The organism is Streptosporangium vulgare, assembly GCF_042428775.1.
GTDB lineage: Bacteria > Actinomycetota > Actinomycetes > Streptosporangiales > Streptosporangiaceae > Streptosporangium > Streptosporangium vulgare.
The window spans coordinates 279388-298408 of sequence record NZ_JBHMBS010000012.1; the positions used below are offsets into that span (position 1 = coordinate 279388).

The window sequence follows — 19021 nt, forward strand, 5'->3', positions numbered from 1 at the left end:
CACGAACGGCGTACTTGACGCGAACGATGTTCGTTTATAAAACAGTGTTCGCGGCCAACGAACAGTGTTCTTCAGCCATCGAAGTTTCAGATCGGATCCCCCATGACACACACGGTCGAGACCGATTCCTCCCCCACCGGTGCGGAGCCGTACCGATGGCGCTGGGTCGCCCTCTTCGTGGTCCTCGCCGCCGAGGTGATGGACCTGATGGACGCCATGATCACGATCATCGCGGCGCCGTCCATCCAGAAGGAGCTGGGCGGCTCGTCGAGCATGATCCAGTGGCTCAGCGCCGGGTACACCCTGGCGATGGCCATCGGCCTCGTCACCGGGGGCCGCCTCGGCGACCTCTACGGGCGCAGGCGCATGTTCGTCGTCGGCGCCTTCGGCTTCACCCTGTTCTCCCTGCTGTGCGGCCTGGCCACCTCCCCCGAGATGCTGATCGGCGCGCGGGTGCTGCAGGGCCTGGCCGGGGCGGTGATGGTGCCGCAGGGCCTCGGCATCATCAAGGAGGTCTTCCCGCCCAAGGAGCTGGCCGCCGCGTTCGGCGCGTTCGGCCCGGTCATGGCGCTGTCGACGGTGGGGGGTCCCGTCCTCGCGGGCTGGCTCGTCGACGGCGACCTCTTCGGCACCGGATGGCGCATGATCTTCCTGATCAACCTGCCGATCGGCCTGATCGCCCTCCTCGGCGCGCTCCGCTACCTGCCCGCGTCGAAGACCTCGCACGCCTCGCGCCTGGACCTGACCGGCACCGGGCTCGTCTCGGCCGCCTCCTTCCTGCTGATCTTCCCCCTGGTGCAGGGCCGCGACCTCGACTGGCCCGCGTGGACCTTCGCCCTGATGGCCGCCTCGATCCCGGTCTTCGCGCTCTTCTGCCTGCACCAGTACCGCAAGGAGCGCGCGGGTGGCGACCCGCTGGTGGTGATGAGCCTGTTCCGCAAGCGCTCCTTCACCGGCGGTCTGATCACCGGCCTCGTCTTCTTCTCCGGGATGGTCGGCTTCTCCCTGGTGTTCGGGCTCTACACCCAGATCGCCCTGGGCTACGACCCGCTGAAGGCGGGGCTCGCGGGCCTGCCGAACGCCATCGGCACCCTGATCGGCTTCGTCCTCGTCAACGCCTCGGGACTGGCGCGGAAGGTGGGGCGCAGGCTGATCCACATCGGCGCGGTCGCGATGGCCGGGGGCGTCACGGGGGTCGCCCTCACCCTGAACATCGCCGGCATGGGCGTCACCCCGTGGCAGCTCGCCCCCGCCCTGCTGCTCACCGGTGCCGGGATGAGCCTGATCATGGCGCCGTTCTTCGACATCGTGCTGGCCGGGGTGGAGCCCCACGAGTCCGGCTCGGCCTCCGGCACCCTCACCGCCGTCCAGCAACTCGGCGGCGCCCTGGGTACGGCGGCGATCGGGACACTCTTCTTCGGCCTCGTCAAGCAGGGCCGGAGCCTGGAGGACGCGATGCTGCTCACGATCTGGGTCGAGGTGGGCCTGCTCGCCGTCACCTTCGCGACCGCCTTCCTGCTCCCCCGGCGGGCACGGGCCGAGCAGGAAATCGCACACTGACCTGCTCCCCGGCGGGCGCGGGCCGATCAGGAGGCCGCCCGCTGACCTGCTCCCCGGCGGACATGGCCGATCAGGAGGCCGCACCCTGACACCCACCGGTGAGAGGGCGGCCCGTCACGGGCCGCCCTCTCACGGCGTCCCGGGCCGCGCGGGAAAAAATATTAACGACCGATCGTTCATATTGTTTGCTAGAGTTTCCAGACATGATCGACGGACGGCTCCAGCGCGGAGAGCGCACTCGTCAGGCGGTGCTCGACGCCGCCGTCCGGCTCGCCTCGGTCGAGGGGCTCGACGGCCTGTCGCTCGCCCGGCTGACCGCGACACTCAGCGTGAGCAAGTCCGGACTTTTCACTCATTGGCCTGACAAACAAGCGCTCCAACTCGCGATCGTGGAGCACGCCCGGCGGCAGTGGATCGAGCACATCATCGCGCCGGCCCTGCGTGCCCCCCGCGGGGTGCGCAGGCTGTGGGCCCTGCACGAGCACCGCCTCGCCTTCTACCGGTCGGGGCGGCTGCCCGGCGGCTGCTTCTTCCGTGCCGTCGACGGCGAGTTCGACGACCGCCCCGGCCCGGTCCACGACGCCATCGCCGACGCCATCGGCAGCTGGATGGACCTGCTGGACCGGCTCAGCGAGCTCGCCGTCGAGCTGGGCGACCTGCGGCCCGGCACCGACCCCGCCCAGCTCGCCTTCGAGATCGAGGCGATCGGCTCGGCCGTGGTCGTCCACACCCACCTGCTCAAACGCGATCAGAGCTACCGGTTCGCCCGCACCGCCATCCTCGAACAGCTCCGCTTCCTCGCGACCGATCCCGGCATCCTCCCGGAGGAATGACTTGACGACCACCCTGCGAAGCGGGCACATCCAGCCCGTCCAGATCCACTTCGACGACCTCGACGCGATGGGTGTCGTCCACAACGCCCGGTACGTCCTGCTTCTCGAACGAGCCCTGTCCGGCTACTGGGCCGAGCGGGGCTGGCCCTTCGACCCCGCCCTGCCACACTTCGCCGACATCTTCTTCGTCGTACGCGAGTTCTCCATCACGTACCACGTGCCGATCAGCACCGTGGGCGAGGCCGCGGTGCACTTCTGGCTGGACCACATGGGCACCACCAGCGTGGTGTACGGCTTCCGCGTGCTGTCGGCCGACCACACCGTCGTGCACGCCGAGGGACGCCGGGTCCAGGTCAGGCTCGACCCGGCCACACTCCGGCCGAGCCCGATGAGCGAACCCCTGCGTGACTCCCTCAGACAACTGCTGGCCGTCACCCTCTGAGCGCGCCACAAGCCATCGCGAACCGCCACAAGCCGCCACGAGCCGCCGCCGGGCCGTCGTGACACGCGGCCGGACTCTGACGGCATCGGCGAGCACCCTGAGGATGCGATCACCGGCGTCCCGGCGAGGGCGGGCCCCCGTGGCCCTGCCGCCCTCGCCGGGACGGGATCAGGTGGCGGTGCGCTCCAGCCTGCGCTCGGCCCACTGGCCGATGTCACGGCGCTCGATCGCCGCGGCCATCAGGTCGGGGAAGGCGTCGGGAGTGCAGGCGAAGGCGGGCACCCCCATGGCCGCGAGCGCCGCGGCGTTGTCGTGGTCGTAGAAGGGCGCGCCCTCGTCGGAGAGCGCGAGCAGCACGATCACCTGGACACCGGCCGCGGTCATCTGGGCGACCCTGCGGAGCATCTCCTCCCGCACACCGCCCTCGTAGAGGTCGCTGATCAGGATGAAGATCGAGTCGTTGGGGCGGGTGATGAGGCCCTGGCTGTAGGCGATGGCCCGGTTGATGTCGGTGCCGCCGCCGAGCTGGGTGCCGAACAGCAGCTCCACCGGGTCGTGGAGCTGGTCGGTGAGGTCGACGACCGCCGTGTCGAAGACGACCAGCGAGGTCCTCAGCGAGCTCATCGAGGCGAGCACCGCGCCGAAGACGCTGGAGTAGACGACGGAGGCGGCCATCGACCCGCTCTGGTCGATGCAGAGCACGACCTCGCGCTGGACCGCCCGCTGCCGCCTGCCGTATCCGACCAGCCTGGACGGGATCACCGTGTTGCGCTCGGGCAGGTAGTTCTTCAGGTTGGCCCGGATCGTGCGGTCCCAGTCGATGTCGGCGACCCGCTTGGGCCGGTGGGTCCTGGCCGAGCGGTCCAGGGCACCGGTCACGGCGGCCTTCGTCTTCTGCACGAGTTTGCGCTCCAGCTCGGAGACGACCTTGCGCACCAGCGCCCGGGCCGACTCGCGCGCCTTCTCGGGCATCACCCGGTTGAGCGACAGGAGCGTGCCGACCATGTGGACGTCCGGCTCGACCGCGTCCAGCATCTCCGGCTCCATCAGCAACCGGGTCAGGTTCAGCCGCTCGACGGCGTCCTTCTGCATGACCTGGACGACGGTCGAGGGGAAATAGGAGCGGATGTCGCCCAGCCAGCGCGCCACCCTGGGCGCGGAGGCGCCCAGGCCCGCGTTCCGCTCGGCGGAGCCCTCGCGGCCGTTGTACAGCGCGGCCAGCGCGGCGTCCATCTGGGCGTCGGTCCCGGTGAGCGAGCACCCGGTGCCGTCGGCGTCTCCGCCCAGGACCATCCGCCAGCGGCGGAGTCTCTCATCCATCGGCGCTGCCCGTCCTTCCGTGAATCGTCGGCTCCGCGATCGTCGGCCCCAGAATCGTCAGCACGGTCCGTACGGCCGCCGCCGCGCGCTCGTCGTCGAAGTCCTCCGCGTCCGGCGCCGGGCCGCCGGTGCCCGCCCCCAGGGAACGGACACGGGCGCCGATCGAACGCCGCTCCGGCGCGGCGAAGGCGCCGAACGTCCTGCGGAGCAGGGGCAGCACGTCGACGAAGGTCTCCGGGGCGAGCCCGGTGAGCCACTCGTCGACCAGCCCGAGCAGCCGGGGGTCGTGCACGAGCAGCAGCCCGCCCCCGGACAGGAACCCCTCGATCCAGGCGGCCGCCCTCGCCGGTGGGTGCCCCGCCGACATCGCCCGCGACATCCGCCGTCCCACCTCGGCCGTGTCGAGGTCGGCGGCGTCCAGCAGGATCCTGGTGAGCCGTCCCTCGATGAGCCCGTGCAGGTCGGCACGGCCGGAGGCCCCGCGCAGCGCCACCAGCCACCGCCCCTGCGGCGTCTCCTCCCCGGAACCGGCCGGACCTGCCGGACCGGCCGGGGCCCGCGAGTCGTCGGCGCCCGCTCCCTCGGACCCGTCGTCCTTCCCGGAGCCTCCGGGGGCACGGGAACCGTCAGGACGGGCGGGCCCGGTGTCGAGCAGGGCGACGGCCGCGTGGACGGCGTCGACGTGGCGGTTCAGGTCGCGGGCGGCGTCGTCGTCGAGACCGGTGACGGCCCCGCCGAGGCCGACGCAGATCCTGGTGAGCATGGCCTCGACGATGGTGGCCAGGCCGGTGGCGGGGGTGCCGCGCACGTCGCCGTAGCGCTGGGCGCGGACCATCGCGGGGAGCGCGGCCATCAGGTGCGTGACGTCACCGTCGAGCGCGGCCCGCTCCGACAGGGCGTCGAGCACGTGCGGCAGCGCCTCCGGCAGGTCGGCGAGCAGGCAGCGCTCCACCAGGCCGGTGAGCCCGGCCAGCGTGACACCACCGGACGCACCGCCACCGGACATGCCGCCGGGTCCACCGGCCCCGCCCGGCCCGCTCCCTCCGGGACCGGACGCCCCCGGTCCTCCTCCGGGACCGGACGCCCGGCCCCGGGCGGTCTGATCGGGCGCCCCTCCCCCGTCGGCGAGGTCGCGGACGCGGGCGGCGGCCGCCGCGGGGACGGTCGTGCCCCAGGCGCTCGCCTCGATCAGGTCGATGTCGAACTCGGGCCGCCAGGCGAGCGACCACGACTCGCGGAAGGTGCCCTTGCCCCGGCTCTCCTGGGGCGTGCCCCAGGAGACGCCGAGCAGGCGCAGCCGGTGCAGCAGCCTGCTGCGCTCCAGGTCGAGAGGTTTGCGCAGGTCGAGGTCGTACTCCCGGTCGAGCGCCTCGGGTTTGAGCTTCACCCGCCGCTGCTCCTCGCGCAGGTGGCGCTGGAGAGGGACCATCGGGGTGGCGTCGGGCACCTGGCCGAGCCGCTCCCCCACGACCATGCGTCGCTGGATCAGCTCCACCGGCAGGTCGTCGCCCTCGCACAGCACCGCCCTGACCGCCTCGGTGACCTCCGCCAGCCCGGCCAGCGGCCGTCCCCTGAGCACGGCCAGACTCTCCGCGAGCCGTACCGCCTCGATGACGTGCGCGGAGGAGACCGGCAGGTCCTCCTCGCGGAGCACCCCGGCCGCCCCGGTCAGCCACCGCTCGACCGGCCGGTCGGGGGAGGCGAACAGGTGGTGGTACCAGCCCGGGGAGGTCACTCCCGCGCCGTACCCGCTCCAGGCCGCGAGCCGCCCATACGTCCACGGCACCCAGGTGATCTCGGCCTTGACCTTGGGCAGCCCTCTGAGCAGCGCGTCGTCGGCCTTCACGGTGGGCAGCCCGGCCCCCCACGGCGCGCCCTCGCGCGCCGTGCCCGCCAGCGCGGGGACGTGCCAGGCCCCGCAGACCACGACGATCCGCTCGAACCCGTCCTTGACCGCCCTGCGGATCGTGCGCCGCATGAACGCCTCGCGCCGCGCCTCGTACTCGTCGGCGACGTGCCCCTCGCGGACGGCCTCCATCGCCTGGGCGATCATGTGGAACGGGGTGTCGCCCCGGTGCTCGACCGCGTCCTCCCACCACCGCTCCGGGTCGTCGTATCCGGCGGCGCGGGCGAGAGCCCCGATCGGATCGATCCGTACGGCCTCCGGAGCGGCATCGTCCGGCTCGCCGTCCTCCTGACCGTCGGCTCTCTCACCGTCGGTCGCCCCACCCGGGGAGCCGGGGGCCTTCGCGTCCGGCCCCCGCTCCCCGGCGCCCTGCGGCGCCTCCCCCTCGCGGGGGCCCGCGGGTCCGGTGTCACCGGTCTCCCCCGGCTCGGCGTGACCGCTCGCGCCGGGCCGGACGGCGAGGCTGTGCACGGCCGGCAGGTCACAGAACCGGACCGGGACGCCCGCCGCGACGGCGTGGCGGATCGCCTGCCACTCGGGCGAGAACACCGCGAACGGCCAGAACGCGGCCGTGGACGGCTCGCCCGGCACGTGGGCGAGCAACGCGACCGGCGGCTGGAGGTCGGGGTCACGGGCCAGCGTGACCAGCTCGTCGGCCTCGGGCGGGCCCTCGATGAGCACGACGTCCGGCTTGAGACGGTCGAGCTCGTCGCGCAGGGACCGCGCCGACCCCGGGCCGTGGTGCCGGATGCCCAGCACGGAGACGCTCATCCGAGCCCCCCGCCCGGCGGGGAGGCGAGAGCCGGGAACGCGGAAACCGGGAGCGCGGGGGCCGGAAAAGGAGAGACCGGGAGCGCGGGCACCGAGAGCGCGGGGGGCGCGGGCACGGGGACCCGGAGCGCGGAAACCGGGAGCGCGGGGGCCGGGAACGCGGGAGCCGCGAGCACGGGAGCCGGGAACGTGCCCGTCCCGGGGAGCGCCGCCTCAGCCCGCGTCACGGCAGGCCCGGTAGAAGTCGCGCCAGTCCTGGCGCTCGCGCACCACGGTCTCCAGGTATTCGCGCCAGACGACGCGGTCGGAGACCGGGTCCTGGATCACGGCGCCGGCGATGCCGGCCGCCACGTCGGAGGGGCGGAGCACCCCGTCGCCGAAGTGCGCGGCCAGGGCGATGCCGTTGGTGAGGACGGAGATGGCCTCGGCGGTGCTGAGCGTCCCGCTGGGGGACTTGACCTTGGTGCGGCCGTCCTCGGTGACGCCGGTGCGCAGCTCCCTGAAGACCGTGACGACGCGGCGGATCTCCTCCAGGCCGGTGAGGGTCTCGGGCAGCTCCAGGGAGCGGCCGAGCTGGCCGACCCGCCGGGAGACGATGTCGACCTCCTCCTCCGCGGTGGCGGGGACCGGCAGCACGACGGTGTTGAACCGGCGGCGCAGCGCGCTCGACAGGTCGTTGACGCCGCGGTCGCGGTCGTTCGCGGTGGCGATGATGTTGAAACCGCGGGCGGCCTGGACCTCCCGGTTGAGCTCGGGGATCGGCAGCGTCTTCTCCGACAGCACGGTGATCAGCGCGTCCTGGACGTCGGAGGGCATGCGGGTCAGCTCCTCCACGCGGGCGAGCCGCCCCTCGGCCATCGCCCGCATCACCGGGCTCGGCGTGAGCGCCTCCATGGACGGGCCCTCGGCCAGCAGCCTGGCGTAGTTCCAGCCGTAGCGGACGGCCTCCTCCGCGGTGCCGGCCGTTCCCTGCACCAGGAGGGTGGAGTCACCGCTGATCGCGGCGGCCAGGTGCTCGGACAGCCAGGTCTTCGCGGTGCCGGGCACCCCGAGCAGCAGCAGCGCGCGGTCGGTGGCGAGCGTCGCCACGGCCACCTCGACGATGCGCCGCGGCCCGATGTACTTGGGGGTGATCTGGTCACCGTCGCCGAGGACGTAGGTCGTCACCGCCCAGGGCGACAGCTTCCAGCCCGGCGGGCGGGCGCGGTCGTCGCCCTTGGCCAGGATCGCCAGCTCCTCGGCGTACTGGTCTTCGGCGTGGGCCCGCAGAACCGTTGTCACTACGTGAGCTCCTTCAACATGTCGTCACGGAAACGCAGGAGGGCGGCGACCTCCTGGATGGACGGCTCCGGCGAGAGCCGGCCGGCCATGCCGTGCAGGGTGGGGTCGATGCGTTCACCGGCGAGCCTGGCCAGCTCCCCGAGGTTCCACGGCTGGGTGCCGGAGACGTCGATGATCTTCTGGAGGACGGCCCTGGCGAGGGTGGGCCCCCAGGGGGCCGCGGCCCCGCCGAGAACCATGATCAGCTGACCGTCCAGGCCGTGCCGCCGGACGAAGTCGGCCGCGACGATCTCCTGCTTGTCGCGGGGCAGCGCGGCGAGCAGGTCGGCGAGCGGATCCCAGGCGAAGAGCTCCAGCGCCCACTCCGGGTCGCCCTGGAGGACGGAGGCCCTCACCCAGCCGGACATGATCTCGCGGCTCCAGTCGACGATCTTCATCCGGACCAGGTCGCGGGGCGGCCGTCCGAGCAGCCGGGGCCAGACGCCGAGCGGGGTGCGGGCCACGATCTGCTGCAGCCACCAGCTCCGCTCGCCGATCCCCCGGGGCGCCTTGGCCCGGACGCCGTCGCGCTCCATGGCGCTGTCGCAGGCCACCGGCGGGTCGACGTGGATCTCGCCGTCGACGACGGTGACGTACCGGGCGGCCCGCTCGGCCATGCGCAGGGCCAGGCGCGATCCGGGGAGCCGGGTGAGCAGGTCGGCGGCCTGGTGGCGGACCTCGCGGCGGCGGTCGTCGAGCGCGGCCTCCAGGAACGGCTCGTCGCCGGGTGAGAGCCCGGTGCCGAGAACCTCCAGGAACGCCGCCCTGTCGTCGGGGGTCTCCTTCTCCCAGGTGGCGGCGAGCAGCTCCCTCGCCCTGGCCGGGTCGGCCGCCCGCAGCGCCCCCAGGTGGACGCGGCGGTCGCCGGAGGTGCCGAACTCCCAGACCTGGGAGGTCCCGCCGGAGCCGGTGGCGGCGACCCCGGTGACCTCCTCCAGCAGGAAGCCCCACGCCGGGTTCAGACCGGCGAGCCAGCGTCCCCGGTTTCCGGCGAGGACTCCGAGGTGCGGGCGGATCGACCGGTCCTTGGCCGCGTGGTCGAGAAGCTCGGGCAGCAGGTGCGGCGAGAGGCGGTATCCGCGCGCGGCCGCGGTCTCCAGCCACTCGGCGAGCAGTCTCGGCTGCTCGCCACCGAGGATGCGGGCGAGCCGGTCGCCCGCGGCGCGCGAGACCGCGGGCTGCTCCTCGGGCGGGGCGGCGGCCGTCGGCTCACCCGGGCCGACCGGCCGCCGCCCCGCGCGCATCCGCAGCGTGTGCACGGCCGCGCGCCCGAGCAGCTCGACCTCGCTCGCCCCCTGACCGGGCAGGGGGCGCCGGTCGGTCCCGACGAGCGCGGTGGACACCAGGTCCTCCCATTCGGCGGAGGTGCTCACAGGACGATCACCCTGCCTTCCTCGTCCCAGGTCGTGAGGGGACGCAGCCCCCTCGGGGTCCATTCGGCGGCCACGGTCAGCGGGTGGCCCCCCGAGGTGGCGACCAGCCGCCACGGGGTGCCCACCGACGGGTGGAGCGGCAGCCCGCCGGAGGGCCCGGCCAGGAGCCGCGAACCGCTCCCCGCGGGGGTCACCCCCTCCAGCACGAGCGGCCAGGAGTCGAGCCAGGGGTCACCCGCCAGGGCCTCGGCGATCTCGTCGAGGGCCTGCTCGACGGTCGAACCGGGCGGCGGACCGGCCGGGGCGACACGGGGACGGGCGACGTCGTCGTCGGCGCGTTCGTCCCGAACGGCGCCGGCACGCTCGCCACGGACGTCGTCGACGGCATCGAGGGGGTCGAGGGGGTCGAGGGGGTCGAGGGGGTCGTCGCCGAGGCGTTCGTCCCCGGCGGGATCGCCGGGAACGGGGTCGTGAGGAGCGGCACCGGGCTGGACCGCACCGCCGCGAGCGGAATCGTGACGGGCGGCGACCACCGCGCGCAGCGGAGCCGAGCCGGGATAGAACGCCAGGTCGGCGTCGATGGTCGTGCCGGTGACGAGCGAGGCGTCGAGAGCCTGCCCGACCGGGGCGAACGAGAGCACCAGGGCCGCCCGGCCCGTCGCGCGCCCGCGAAGCCAGACCCGGCGCGCGATCAGCCGGTCGTGCTCCTCGTCGCGGCGTCCCAGCACGTCCCACAGGTCGCGAACGCCGTCACGGGCGAGCACCTCCTCCTTCGTCACCGGGAAACCGATCCGGTCGCGCACCCTTTCGAGAAGCCCGGCGGGAGCCGTTTCCCGGAACACCCCCTCGTCAGGCGCCTCCCGGCCTCCCGCCGGGAGACCGGCACCCCCGGCGGCCTCCGCCGCCTCTCCCACGCCGCCGGGGCCGACGGGGTCGCCGGCACCGGCACTCCCGCCGTCTCCGGCACCGTCCGGGACGGAAAGACGGCGGTGGGCCACGCAGAGCAGGTGCAGCAGGGCGTACTCGCCGAGCAGGCGGGCGGGCCAGTCGTCGCCGTCCAGCACGGCGCCGAGGCGCGACAGCGAGCCCGCGACGGCGGGCGCCTGGGCGTCGACCAGGCGTTTGACCAGGTCGTCCCACTGGTCGTGGCGCCGTGACCCGGCGATGCCCTGCCTGACCTGGTCGGCGAGCCAGCGCTCCAGGTCCGACAGCCCCGCGGTCACCCGCCGCTCGCGCAGCGCGGCCCTGCGGCCGTCGGCGGCGCCGGGCTCGGCGGCTCCGGCCGCGCGGGCCGCCCCCGCCTGCGCGGCCTTGGCCGCGCGGCCGCGCCGCCCGTCGAGCCACTCGCCCACCCAGTCGGCGGGCTCCTCGGCGGCGGGAACACCGTCGGCCGACCACAGGAGCAGCAGGCCCAGAGCGTGTTTGCAGGGGAACTTCCTGCTGGGGCAGCTGCACCGGTAGGCGGGCTCGGACAGGTCGACACACGCCCGGTAGGGCTTGGAGCCGCTGCCCGCGCACTCGCCCCACACCGCGTCGGCGGTGGCTCCGGAGCCCGACCACTTGCCGGGGGAGGAGACGCCCTTGGCCGCTTTCTGGGACGAGGCGTCGGGCGCGAGCGCCAGCACCTGATCCCGGTTCCACCGTTCGATCACGGACCCGAACCTAGCCAACCCCTCCGACAAATCCGGGCCCGTCCGCAACGGCCGTCCCACGGCACGTCCCCCGGGAGCCGCGTCCTCGGAAGTCTCTAGAATCGGTGCGATGACGACTCCTTCGCGTCCTCCGCTCGCCGAGGCCCTCGACCTGCTGCCGCACCCCGAGGGCGGCTGGTTCCGCGAGACCTGGCGGACCTCCGTCGACCTCACCCCGCCCGGGTACGCCGGTACGCGGGCCACCGCCACCGGGATCCACTTCCTGCTGGAGCCCGGCGAGGAGTCGCGCCCGCACGTGGTCGCCTCCGACGAGGTGTGGTTCTGGCACCGGGGCGGCCCGCTGACGCTGGTCCTCGGCGGTCACGAGGGCCAGTCCTCGACCACCGTGACCCTGGGGCCGCTGGTGGAGGAGGGCCAGCTCCTCCAGGCACTGGTGCCCGGCGGCACCTGGCAGGCCGCCCGTCCCGCCGGGGACGAGGGCGTGCTGGTGAGCTGCGTCGTGTCCCCCGGTTTCGACTTCGCCGACTTCCGCATGGTCTGACGGACGGCGTGATGGTCTGACGGACGGCGTGCAGGACGGGCCACCGGAGGAGAACGGGCCGCCGGAAAAGTACGGACCGCTGGAAAAGTACGGCTACCGGGGAAGACGGCGCCAAAGCCCTCACCGACGATGTGACGGCCTCCCCCGGCGCGGGGAGAATGCGGGCACAGGTCCACATCGGGAGGTCGAAGGTGACCAGCGAGATCGTCTCCGTCATCGGCGGAAAAGAAACGTCCAACGGCGCGGCCTACGAGTCGGTCAACCCGGCTCGCGTGGACGAGGTGGTCGCGCGGGTCCGGCTCGCGGACGCGAGGGCGTTCTCCTCCGCGTGCCGCACGGCCGCCGGCGCGCAGCGGGAGTGGTCGCGGGTCCCCGCGCCCGTCAGGGGGCGGGTGATCGCCTCGATCGGCCGCCTGGTGGAGGCGAACGCCGAGGAACTGGCCCGCCTGGTCACCCGCGAGATCGGCAAGCCGTACGCCGAGGCGCTGGGTGAGGTGCGCGAGATCGTCGACACCTGCGACTTCTTCCTCGGCGAGGGCAGGCGGCTGTACGGGCAGACGGTCCCCTCGGAGATGCCGGACAAGAACCTGTTCACCTTCCGGGTCCCCGTGGGGGTGGCCGCGGTGATCACCGCGGGCAACTTCCCGGTCGCGGTGCCGTCGTGGTACCTCGTACCGGCGCTGCTGTGCGGCAACGCGGTGGTGTGGAAGCCCGCCGAGTACGCGGCGGCCTCCGCGCACGCGCTCTACCGGCTGTTCGTCGCGGCCGGGCTGCCCGACGGCGTGCTGAACCTGGTACTCGCCGACGGCCCCGCGACGTTCGAGGGCCTGGAGGCGGCGCTGGCCGAGGGCACGCTGCACAAGGTCGGGTTCACCGGGTCCACCGAGGTGGGCCGCCGCGTCGGCGAGCTGTGCGGGCGGCACCTGCAGTCGCCCTGCCTGGAGCTGGGCGGCAAGAACCCGATGGTGGTCATGCCCGACGCCGACCTCGACCTCGCCGTGGAGGGCGCGCTGTTCGCGGGCTTCGGCACCGCCGGGCAGCGGTGCACGTCGCTCGGCACGGTGATCGTGCACGAGAGCGTCCACGACGAGTTCCTCCGCCGGTACGAACGCGCCGTGGCCGGGGCCGCGATCGGAGACCCCGCGGGGGACGTGCTGTGCGGGCCGCTGCTCGACCGCAGGTTCGCCGAGCGCTACGAGGAGTATCTGGGCTGGATCCAGCCGCACCACACGGTCGTCTCCGGTCCCACCGGCCGCATCACCCCGGACAACCCGCGCGGCGACTTCACCGGGGAGGGCGGCCTGTACTACCACCCGGTGGTCGTGGACGGCGTCCGCCCCGGCGACCGGCTCTTCCTGGAGGAGACCTTCGGCCCCATCGTCGGCGTGACGTCCTTCGGCACGCTGGACGAGGCCGTCGACCTGGCCAACCTCCCCAGTTACGGGCTCTCCTCGTCCATCTACACCACCGACCCGGCGTCGGCCTTCCGCTTTCGCGAGGGCATCGGCGCGGGCATGGTCAGCGTCAACAACTCCACCTCCGGCGCGGAGGCGCACCTGCCCTTCGGCGGCAACGGCAAGTCGGGCAACGGCAGCCGCCAGTCGGGGATGTGGGTCCTCGACCAGTTCACCCGCTGGCAGGCGATGAACTGGGACCACTCGGGCAGGCTCCAGAAGGCCCAGATGGACGTCGCCGAGATCGTCCCCGACCTGGACTTCCGCCTCTGACACCCAAGAGGTCTCCGACATCCGAGACGCCCCCGGTGTCTCCGGCGTCCGGACGTCCATGACGCCGAGGTAGCGACCGGGGCCCGGCGGTCACGTCCGGGCGGCCGTGCTCTCTGGAACGAACTCCCGGGAGCACGGCCGCCCCGGGAGTCATCCGCGCCGGACGTCCTCACGGGCTCACCGGTTCAGTGGTGCGTCGCCACGTACTCGAAGACCTCGAAGCTGGTGAAGAGCACGAACGCGACCGCGAGGAGGGCGTAAAGCAGGACGGACTGCGGTGCGTGGCGCCGCGGCCGGGGCTCGGCGGGTGAGGATCCGGACTCCGCGTCGGGAACGAGGGGGAGTCCGGCACCGGAGGAAATCACCGGGGAGACCTCGGGGAACACCGGGAGCTGGGCGGAGGTGAGGCGGGGCCGCGCGCTCGGGGGGAAGACGCGGACGCCGTCGCAGCCGCAGGCGGGGCAGTTCGTCCCCGACCAGGGCGGCTGGACCATGACACCGGCCCGCAGCCAGAGCACGACGTCGTGCCCGTGCCCGTCGGTCAGGTGGCGGACGAGGTATTCCTCCTGCCACAGGTGCCCGCAGTGCGCGCACCCCAGCGGCCAGGTCTCGTGAGCACTGAACTCCTCGCGCACGAGGACCACCCCCATCGTGTCAACGAATATCCGACCTGAGTGTGAACCCGCCCTACCCGTCACAACAAGCGATGGAAAGGTGCGAAATCTGTTACGACCATATAGTGAGACGATTCTTCTTGAAATATGAGACTCGTGTTATGGTCCGACCAGCGTGACGACAACGAGGAGGACCTCATGACCGGCAAGGACGCCGTATACACGCACGGGCACCACGAGTCCGTGCTCAGATCCCACAGATGGCGTACGGCGGAGAACTCGGCGGCCCACCTGCTGCCGCACCTGAGGCCGGGCATGACGCTGCTGGACGTGGGCTGCGGGCCGGGCACCATCACCGCCGACCTGGCGGAGCGGATCGCGCCCGGCGCGGTCACCGCGGTCGAGATCACCGAGGAGGCGCTGGGGCTGGCCCGCGCGGAGGCGGCGCGGCGCGGGCGCTCCGACATCACGTTCGCCGTGGCGGACGTGCACGCGCTGGAGTTCCCCGACGACACCTTCGACGTCGTCCACGCCCACCAGGTGCTGCAGCACGTCGGCGACCCGGTCCGGGCGCTGCGCGAGATGCGGCGGGTCTGCAGGCCGGGCGGGATCGTCGCGGTGCGCGACAGCGACTACTCCGCGTTCGCCTGGTTCCCCGAGAGGCCCGAGCTGGACGAGTGGATGGACCTGTACCAGAAGGTGGCGAGGGCCAACGGCGGCGAGCCCGACGCGGGGCGGCGGCTGCTGTCGTGGGCGCACGCGGCGGGGTTCACCGACGTCTCGGCCACCTCCTCGACCTGGTGCTTCGCCACCCCCGACGACCGCGCGTGGTGGGGCGGCATGTGGGCCGAGCGGATCCTGAAGTCCGACATGGCCGGCCAGGCGCTCGCCTCGGGCGCCGCCGTCCCGGAGGACCTGCGCCGCGTCTCGGAGGGCTGGCGGGCCTGGGCCGGGGAGCCGGACGGCTGGCTGTCGCTGCTCCACGGCGAGCTGGTCTGCCACGCCTGAGGGTCGGGCGAATCCCAGGACCTCCACAGAACTCCGGAGCCTCCGGGCCTCCACGCCTTGAGGGGAAGGACACGGGAACGGCTCGGGGCGCCTCCGGCGGAGGCGCCCCGAGGGAGGGTCAGGGTTGCTGGGTGATCTTGACGTCGTCGACCCCGGCCTCGACCAGGGAGGCGCCGGAGGCGTCACCGGCCTCGATCAGGATGCGGACGCTCTGTCCCGCGAAGGCGGAGAGGTCGGCCGTGGCCACGGCCCAGGCCCCGTTGCGGTTGGAGGCCGCGCCGAGCTGCTGGAACACCTGGGTGGTGGTGGAGCCGACGACCTTCACCCGGAAGAAGTCGGCGCTGGAGGCGTTGGAGCCGTGCGCCAGATACCACGACAGCGACAGGTTCAGCGTCCCGGTCGACGGCAGGGTGATGGCCGGTGACCGGATGCTGGTGATGCCTCCGTCGATGTCGTAGTCGCCCGCCGCGGCGCCCGCGAGCCTGCCGGTGACCAGGTCGTTGCTGCCGCTCACGGTGGTGCCGAGCTGCTTGGCGCCGCTGGAGGTGGTGGCCTCGGGGTCACCGCGCTCCCACAGGCCGGAGGTGGCGGTGTCGGTGCCGGACGGGTTGGTCGTCCAGCCGGTCGCCGTCTCGAAGGTGTCGGAGTAGACCGTCACCGGCGGGGTGCCGGTGCCGCAGTACTGCGACTCCTTGCCGATGATCCGGTAGACGCAGTCGGAGTACTCCAGGAAGCGCAGCGTCGCCTCCCGGTTGCGGGTGGTCTGCGGGACGATCTGCTCGTCAGGGGGGTAGAAGCCCGGCGAGGAGCCGACCGGGTACATCTCGATGGTGTAGCTGAAGATCTTGTAGACGCCCCACAGCCAGTCGTCGATCGTGCCGTCGGTGATGTAGAGGTCGCTGGCCTGCTGGGGGGTGTAGTTGTTGGTGGAGGCCATGTTCTGGCCCAGGGTCGCGTGGGCGTCGCGGTCGTCCTGGGTCAGGCCGGGGCCGGTGTCGTTGAAGGTGTAGCCGTACGGCCACAGGATCAGCTCGCCGTAGGTGTGCCAGTCGATGTGCGCCTTGATCTGCTGCACGCCGCCGACGACCCGGCTGCGCACCCAGTTGGACACCGCCCTCACCTCGGGGGCCGACTCGGCGGCCGAACCCCGGTAGGTCTCGCTGGAGGTGGTGCCGGAGGAGCCGCCGCAGCAGCCCCAGTTGTAGCCCCAGTTGCGGTTGAGGTCGGTGCCCACGGCCGAGGAGCCGGAGTTGGGCTGGCGGTTCTTGCGCCAGGAACGGTAGGAGCCCGTGGCGATGTCGTACTCGCCGCCGTCGGGGTTGAGATCCGGCATGATCCAGATCTCGCGGCCGTTGACCAGGTTGGCGATGCGGCTGTCGGTGGCGTACCCGTCGGTGAACAGGTTGAGCAGATAGATCGCCATCTCGACGGTCAGGTGCTCGCGGGCGTGCTGGTGGTGGGTGAACAGCACCTCGGGTTCGTTCTCGTCCGTGGCGACGTTGTCACTGATCTTGACGGCGATCAGGTCGCGTCCCTCGTACGAGGTGCCGTAGCTGATCTTGCGGGCGATCGTCGGGTGGTCGGCGACGATCTGGTTCACCGCGGCGGTCATCTCGGCGTAGTTGTGGTAGCCGGAGTCCGCCGACGGGAAGTCGGAGCGCCGCTCCGGCCCGGTCGGGAATAACGACCTGGGGATCCTCGTGACGGTGTAGCCGAGTTTCTTGATCTCGGCGACCTCCGTCTCGCTGGCGGTGATCACGACCGAGTCGGGGTCGACCTGGTCGATCGCGGCGCCGGTGGCGGCCACCGCGCTTCGCTGCTGGGCGGTGCTCGGTCCCTGGACCTTGTACTGGCTGTTCGGCTGTGGCTCGGCCGAGGCTCCCGCCCCGGTCACGCCGAGACACAACAGCGCCAGGGCGGCGAACACCACGATCAGACGGCGTCTCACCTGCGTCCTCCTCAGACACGCACTCTAGGGTTTTGTCGCGTGCCTCCACCGAGAGTCAAACAACGGCGTTGATTAGCAAAGGCCCAAATTTTGCGGGCGCGAGGAGTCGGTTCGGCGGCCGGACGGAAGCGGGGCGGCAGCGGGACCGGATTCAGAAACCGATCTCGAACCAGAGCGTCCTGGATCCCTCGGGGGCGTCGTCCTGGATGCCCCAGCTGTCGGCGAGCAGGTCCACCAGGAACATGCCCCGCCCGCCCTCCGCCTCCGGGTCGTTGCGCACGTGCGGCGCCGACGCTCCGGACCCGGCGTCGCAGACCTCGACCAGCACCGCGGCCGATCCCACCGCCACCGTCATCGCGACCTCGCCGCCCTCTCCGGAACCGGAGTGGAGCACCGAGTTCGTCACCACCTCGCTCACCAGGAGGACGACGTCGTCGGACGCGGGATGCCCCTCACCGAGGAGCTCCCTGACCCGGCTCCGCGCCACCGACACCGACTCCGGAACCCCTTTGAGGGTCACCGTTGATCGAGGTGAGACGGCCCGCCGTCCGGTCGTCATGATTGACCTCACTCCCTGACACGCATATTCCATGCACATCGCCCTGTGAGATGGCACACTCACTCACGGTGAACTGTTCTATCAAGGACTGCAATACCTCATGTTGGGATTCCGCAGATTTGCTATCAAAGGACGGAGGGAGGTAGATGCGTGGCTTCTCGACGCAGCCCCACGGCCCGTCATCGCCGTCTGATGGCTGAGCTGAGCCGTCTGCGAAAGGACAGCGGGCTGACCCGGCTGGAGGTGGCCGAGCGGATCGGCTCCACCGACACCACCGTCTGGAGGTACGAGACGGGCCTGTCCCGGCCTCGCCCCTCGGACGTGTCGGCCCTCACCGATGTGTACGGCGTGACCGGGGAGGCTCGAGACTCCCTGATCCAGATGGCCGTCGAAGCCAGGAGGCGGGGCTGGTGGCACCCCCACCGCGAGACCCTGAAACCCGGTTTCGACTCCTACATCGGGCTCGAGGCGGAGGCGTCGCTCGTGCGCTCGTACGAGCCGCTCGTCGTCCCCGGCCTGATGCAGACCGAACCGTACGCACGTGCGGTGACCAAGGCGACCTCAGTAGTGCAGATCCCCTCCAAGGTCGAGGAGACGGTCTCCGTGCGCATCTCGCGTCAGCGGTTGCTGCACGGGCCCGGTGACCCGATCCACCTCGTCGCCGTGCTCGACGAAGCGGTGATCCGGCGCCGGATCGGCGGACGCGACATCATGTCGGAGCAGCTGGAGCACCTCGTCCACCTCGGCGGGCTGCCCAACGTGGAGATACGGGTCGTCCCGTTCTCCGCGGGTGCCCACCCCGCGATGGACGGCCAGTTCTGCCTGCTCAGCTTCCCCGAGCCCGAGGCTCCCGACCTGCTCTACCTGGAGCAGGCCGCGAGCGGGAACGTGCCGGACGACCCCGAGCAAGTCAGCCGATACGCCTCCATGTTCGAGAGCCTCTGCGCCATGGCTCTCAGCCAGGAGGCGTCGGCGGCCTTCATCGCCCAGATGGCGAGAAGGTTTTCCTCCCCCTAGCTGTAGAAGGAAGAAAAAGTGCGAGGGTCCACGATGGATCTGTCCGGCGCCCAGTGGCGCAAGAGCGGCCGCAGCACCAACGGAGGCAACTGCGTGGAGGTGGCGGTCGTCCCCGGTGACCCTGTGGTCGCCGGGCACAAGGCGGACGCCGACCAGCTGTATCTCGTCCGCGACTCCAAGGATCCGGCAGGCCCGGCGCTGGCGTTCACCCGGAGCGAGTGGGACGCCTTCGTCGGCGGCGTGAAGGACGGCGAGTTCGACTGACGGACCTCCGGGGAGACCAGCCTCACGGTCTCCCCGGAACCTCCGACCACAGCCCGCCCGCGGCCCCGGCCCGGCGGGCTGTGCTCGTCATCCGTCCGTCACTCGTCGTGCGCTACTCGTCGCCCGTCACTCGTCATCCGTCATCCGCCCGTCACTCGTCGTGCGT

Annotated in this window: 16 protein-coding genes; 8 read left to right on the forward strand and 8 right to left on the reverse strand. The window is 72.1% G+C overall.

Translation table 11 applies throughout. The features are described 5' to 3' along the window. Positions 1–102: 102 nt before the first annotated feature. The 3 genes from ACFFRH_RS25510 (at position 103) to ACFFRH_RS25520 (ending at position 2835) form a co-directional block, all read left to right on the forward strand. Positions 103–1560 (forward strand): DHA2 family efflux MFS transporter permease subunit, encoded by a 1458-nt coding sequence (locus ACFFRH_RS25510; RefSeq protein WP_386160036.1) that lies wholly within the window; start codon positions 103–105, stop codon positions 1558–1560. A 203-nt stretch (positions 1561–1763) separates the two neighbouring features. Continuing rightward, entirely contained in the window at positions 1764–2393 is a 630-nt protein-coding gene (locus tag ACFFRH_RS25515) for a TetR family transcriptional regulator C-terminal domain-containing protein (protein ID WP_386160038.1), read from the forward strand. Position 2394: 1 nt separating this feature from the next. Next, complete coding sequence (locus ACFFRH_RS25520; RefSeq protein ID WP_386160040.1) at positions 2395–2835, forward strand: acyl-CoA thioesterase; 441 nt, start codon at positions 2395–2397, stop codon at positions 2833–2835. 168 nt (positions 2836–3003) lie between these two features. Here ACFFRH_RS25520 and ACFFRH_RS25525 read toward each other — a convergent pair whose 3' ends face one another. From ACFFRH_RS25525 to ACFFRH_RS25545, 5 genes are all read right to left on the reverse strand, one after another. After that, positions 3004–4155: a VWA domain-containing protein gene (locus ACFFRH_RS25525; RefSeq protein ID WP_386160042.1), complete on the reverse strand. Its 1152-nt coding sequence runs from the start codon at positions 4153–4155 to the stop codon at positions 3004–3006. Further along, positions 4148–6832 carry a DUF5682 family protein gene (locus tag ACFFRH_RS25530; protein ID WP_386160044.1) on the reverse strand — a complete coding sequence of 895 codons (2685 nt, stop codon included), beginning with the start codon at positions 6830–6832 and terminating at the stop codon, positions 4148–4150. Before ACFFRH_RS25530 ends, ACFFRH_RS25525 begins: the two co-directional genes overlap by 8 nt. 213 nt (positions 6833–7045) lie before the next feature. Then, complete coding sequence (locus ACFFRH_RS25535; RefSeq protein ID WP_386160046.1) at positions 7046–8113, reverse strand: ATP-binding protein; 1068 nt, start codon at positions 8111–8113, stop codon at positions 7046–7048. Continuing rightward, positions 8113–9525, reverse strand: a complete 1413-nt coding sequence (locus ACFFRH_RS25540) for a DUF5691 domain-containing protein (RefSeq protein ID WP_386160048.1) — start codon at positions 9523–9525, stop codon at positions 8113–8115. The genes ACFFRH_RS25535 and ACFFRH_RS25540 overlap by 1 nt, the downstream gene beginning before the upstream one ends. Continuing rightward, positions 9522–11177 carry an SWIM zinc finger family protein gene (locus tag ACFFRH_RS25545; RefSeq protein WP_386160050.1) on the reverse strand — a complete coding sequence of 552 codons (1656 nt, stop codon included), beginning with the start codon at positions 11175–11177 and terminating at the stop codon, positions 9522–9524. Before ACFFRH_RS25545 ends, ACFFRH_RS25540 begins: the two co-directional genes overlap by 4 nt. Before the next feature lie 109 nt (positions 11178–11286). Here ACFFRH_RS25545 and ACFFRH_RS25550 point away from each other — a divergent pair, with 109 nt between their 5' ends. After that, positions 11287–11718, forward strand: coding sequence for a cupin domain-containing protein (locus ACFFRH_RS25550; protein WP_386160052.1), 432 nt, complete (start codon positions 11287–11289; stop codon positions 11716–11718). Positions 11719–11909: 191 nt separating this feature from the next. Then, complete coding sequence (locus tag ACFFRH_RS25555) at positions 11910–13445, forward strand: aldehyde dehydrogenase family protein (RefSeq protein ID WP_386160054.1); 1536 nt, start codon at positions 11910–11912, stop codon at positions 13443–13445. 185 nt (positions 13446–13630) lie between these two features. On the opposite strand, the gene ACFFRH_RS25560 is transcribed toward ACFFRH_RS25555, so the two are convergent. Beyond that, positions 13631–14095 (reverse strand): hypothetical protein, encoded by a 465-nt coding sequence (locus ACFFRH_RS25560; protein WP_386160056.1) that lies wholly within the window; start codon positions 14093–14095, stop codon positions 13631–13633. Between the two features lie 162 nt (positions 14096–14257). Here ACFFRH_RS25560 and ACFFRH_RS25565 point away from each other — a divergent pair, with 162 nt between their 5' ends. Continuing rightward, positions 14258–15067, forward strand: coding sequence for a class I SAM-dependent methyltransferase (locus ACFFRH_RS25565; protein WP_386160112.1), 810 nt, complete (start codon positions 14258–14260; stop codon positions 15065–15067). 118 nt (positions 15068–15185) lie between these two features. On the opposite strand, the gene ACFFRH_RS25570 is transcribed toward ACFFRH_RS25565, so the two are convergent. Then, positions 15186–17015 carry a M14 family metallopeptidase gene (locus tag ACFFRH_RS25570; protein WP_386160058.1) on the reverse strand — a complete coding sequence of 610 codons (1830 nt, stop codon included), beginning with the start codon at positions 17013–17015 and terminating at the stop codon, positions 15186–15188. A 151-nt stretch (positions 17016–17166) separates the two neighbouring features. Further along, positions 17167–17574, reverse strand: coding sequence for an ATP-binding protein (locus ACFFRH_RS25575; protein ID WP_386160060.1), 408 nt, complete (start codon positions 17572–17574; stop codon positions 17167–17169). Between the two features lie 192 nt (positions 17575–17766). On the opposite strand from ACFFRH_RS25575, the gene ACFFRH_RS25580 reads away from it, so the two are divergent. Together ACFFRH_RS25580 and ACFFRH_RS25585 are read left to right on the forward strand one after the other, a co-directional pair. Next, positions 17767–18591 carry a helix-turn-helix domain-containing protein gene (locus ACFFRH_RS25580; RefSeq protein WP_386160062.1) on the forward strand — a complete coding sequence of 275 codons (825 nt, stop codon included), beginning with the start codon at positions 17767–17769 and terminating at the stop codon, positions 18589–18591. 33 nt (positions 18592–18624) lie between these two features. After that, complete coding sequence (locus ACFFRH_RS25585) at positions 18625–18855, forward strand: DUF397 domain-containing protein (protein WP_386160114.1); 231 nt, start codon at positions 18625–18627, stop codon at positions 18853–18855. The last annotated feature ends 166 nt before the right edge of the window (positions 18856–19021 follow it).

What these genes read in the sequence shown, in the direction of transcription:
- ACFFRH_RS25530 (WP_386160044.1), bottom strand. Translation starts at nt 6,832, where the DNA reads ATGAGCGTCTCCGTGCTGGGCATCCGGCACCACGGCCCGGGGTCGGCG.
- ACFFRH_RS25585 (WP_386160114.1), top strand. Translation starts at nt 18,625, where the DNA reads ATGGATCTGTCCGGCGCCCAGTGGCGCAAGAGCGGCCGCAGCACCAAC.
- ACFFRH_RS25510 (WP_386160036.1), top strand. Translation starts at nt 103, where the DNA reads ATGACACACACGGTCGAGACCGATTCCTCCCCCACCGGTGCGGAGCCG.
- ACFFRH_RS25575 (WP_386160060.1), bottom strand. Translation starts at nt 17,574, where the DNA reads ATGACGACCGGACGGCGGGCCGTCTCACCTCGATCAACGGTGACCCTC.
- ACFFRH_RS25560 (WP_386160056.1), bottom strand. Translation starts at nt 14,095, where the DNA reads ATGGGGGTGGTCCTCGTGCGCGAGGAGTTCAGTGCTCACGAGACCTGG.
- ACFFRH_RS25515 (WP_386160038.1), top strand. Translation starts at nt 1,764, where the DNA reads ATGATCGACGGACGGCTCCAGCGCGGAGAGCGCACTCGTCAGGCGGTG.
- ACFFRH_RS25565 (WP_386160112.1), top strand. Translation starts at nt 14,258, where the DNA reads ATGACCGGCAAGGACGCCGTATACACGCACGGGCACCACGAGTCCGTG.
- ACFFRH_RS25525 (WP_386160042.1), bottom strand. Translation starts at nt 4,155, where the DNA reads ATGGATGAGAGACTCCGCCGCTGGCGGATGGTCCTGGGCGGAGACGCC.
- ACFFRH_RS25550 (WP_386160052.1), top strand. Translation starts at nt 11,287, where the DNA reads ATGACGACTCCTTCGCGTCCTCCGCTCGCCGAGGCCCTCGACCTGCTG.
- ACFFRH_RS25580 (WP_386160062.1), top strand. Translation starts at nt 17,767, where the DNA reads ATGGCTGAGCTGAGCCGTCTGCGAAAGGACAGCGGGCTGACCCGGCTG.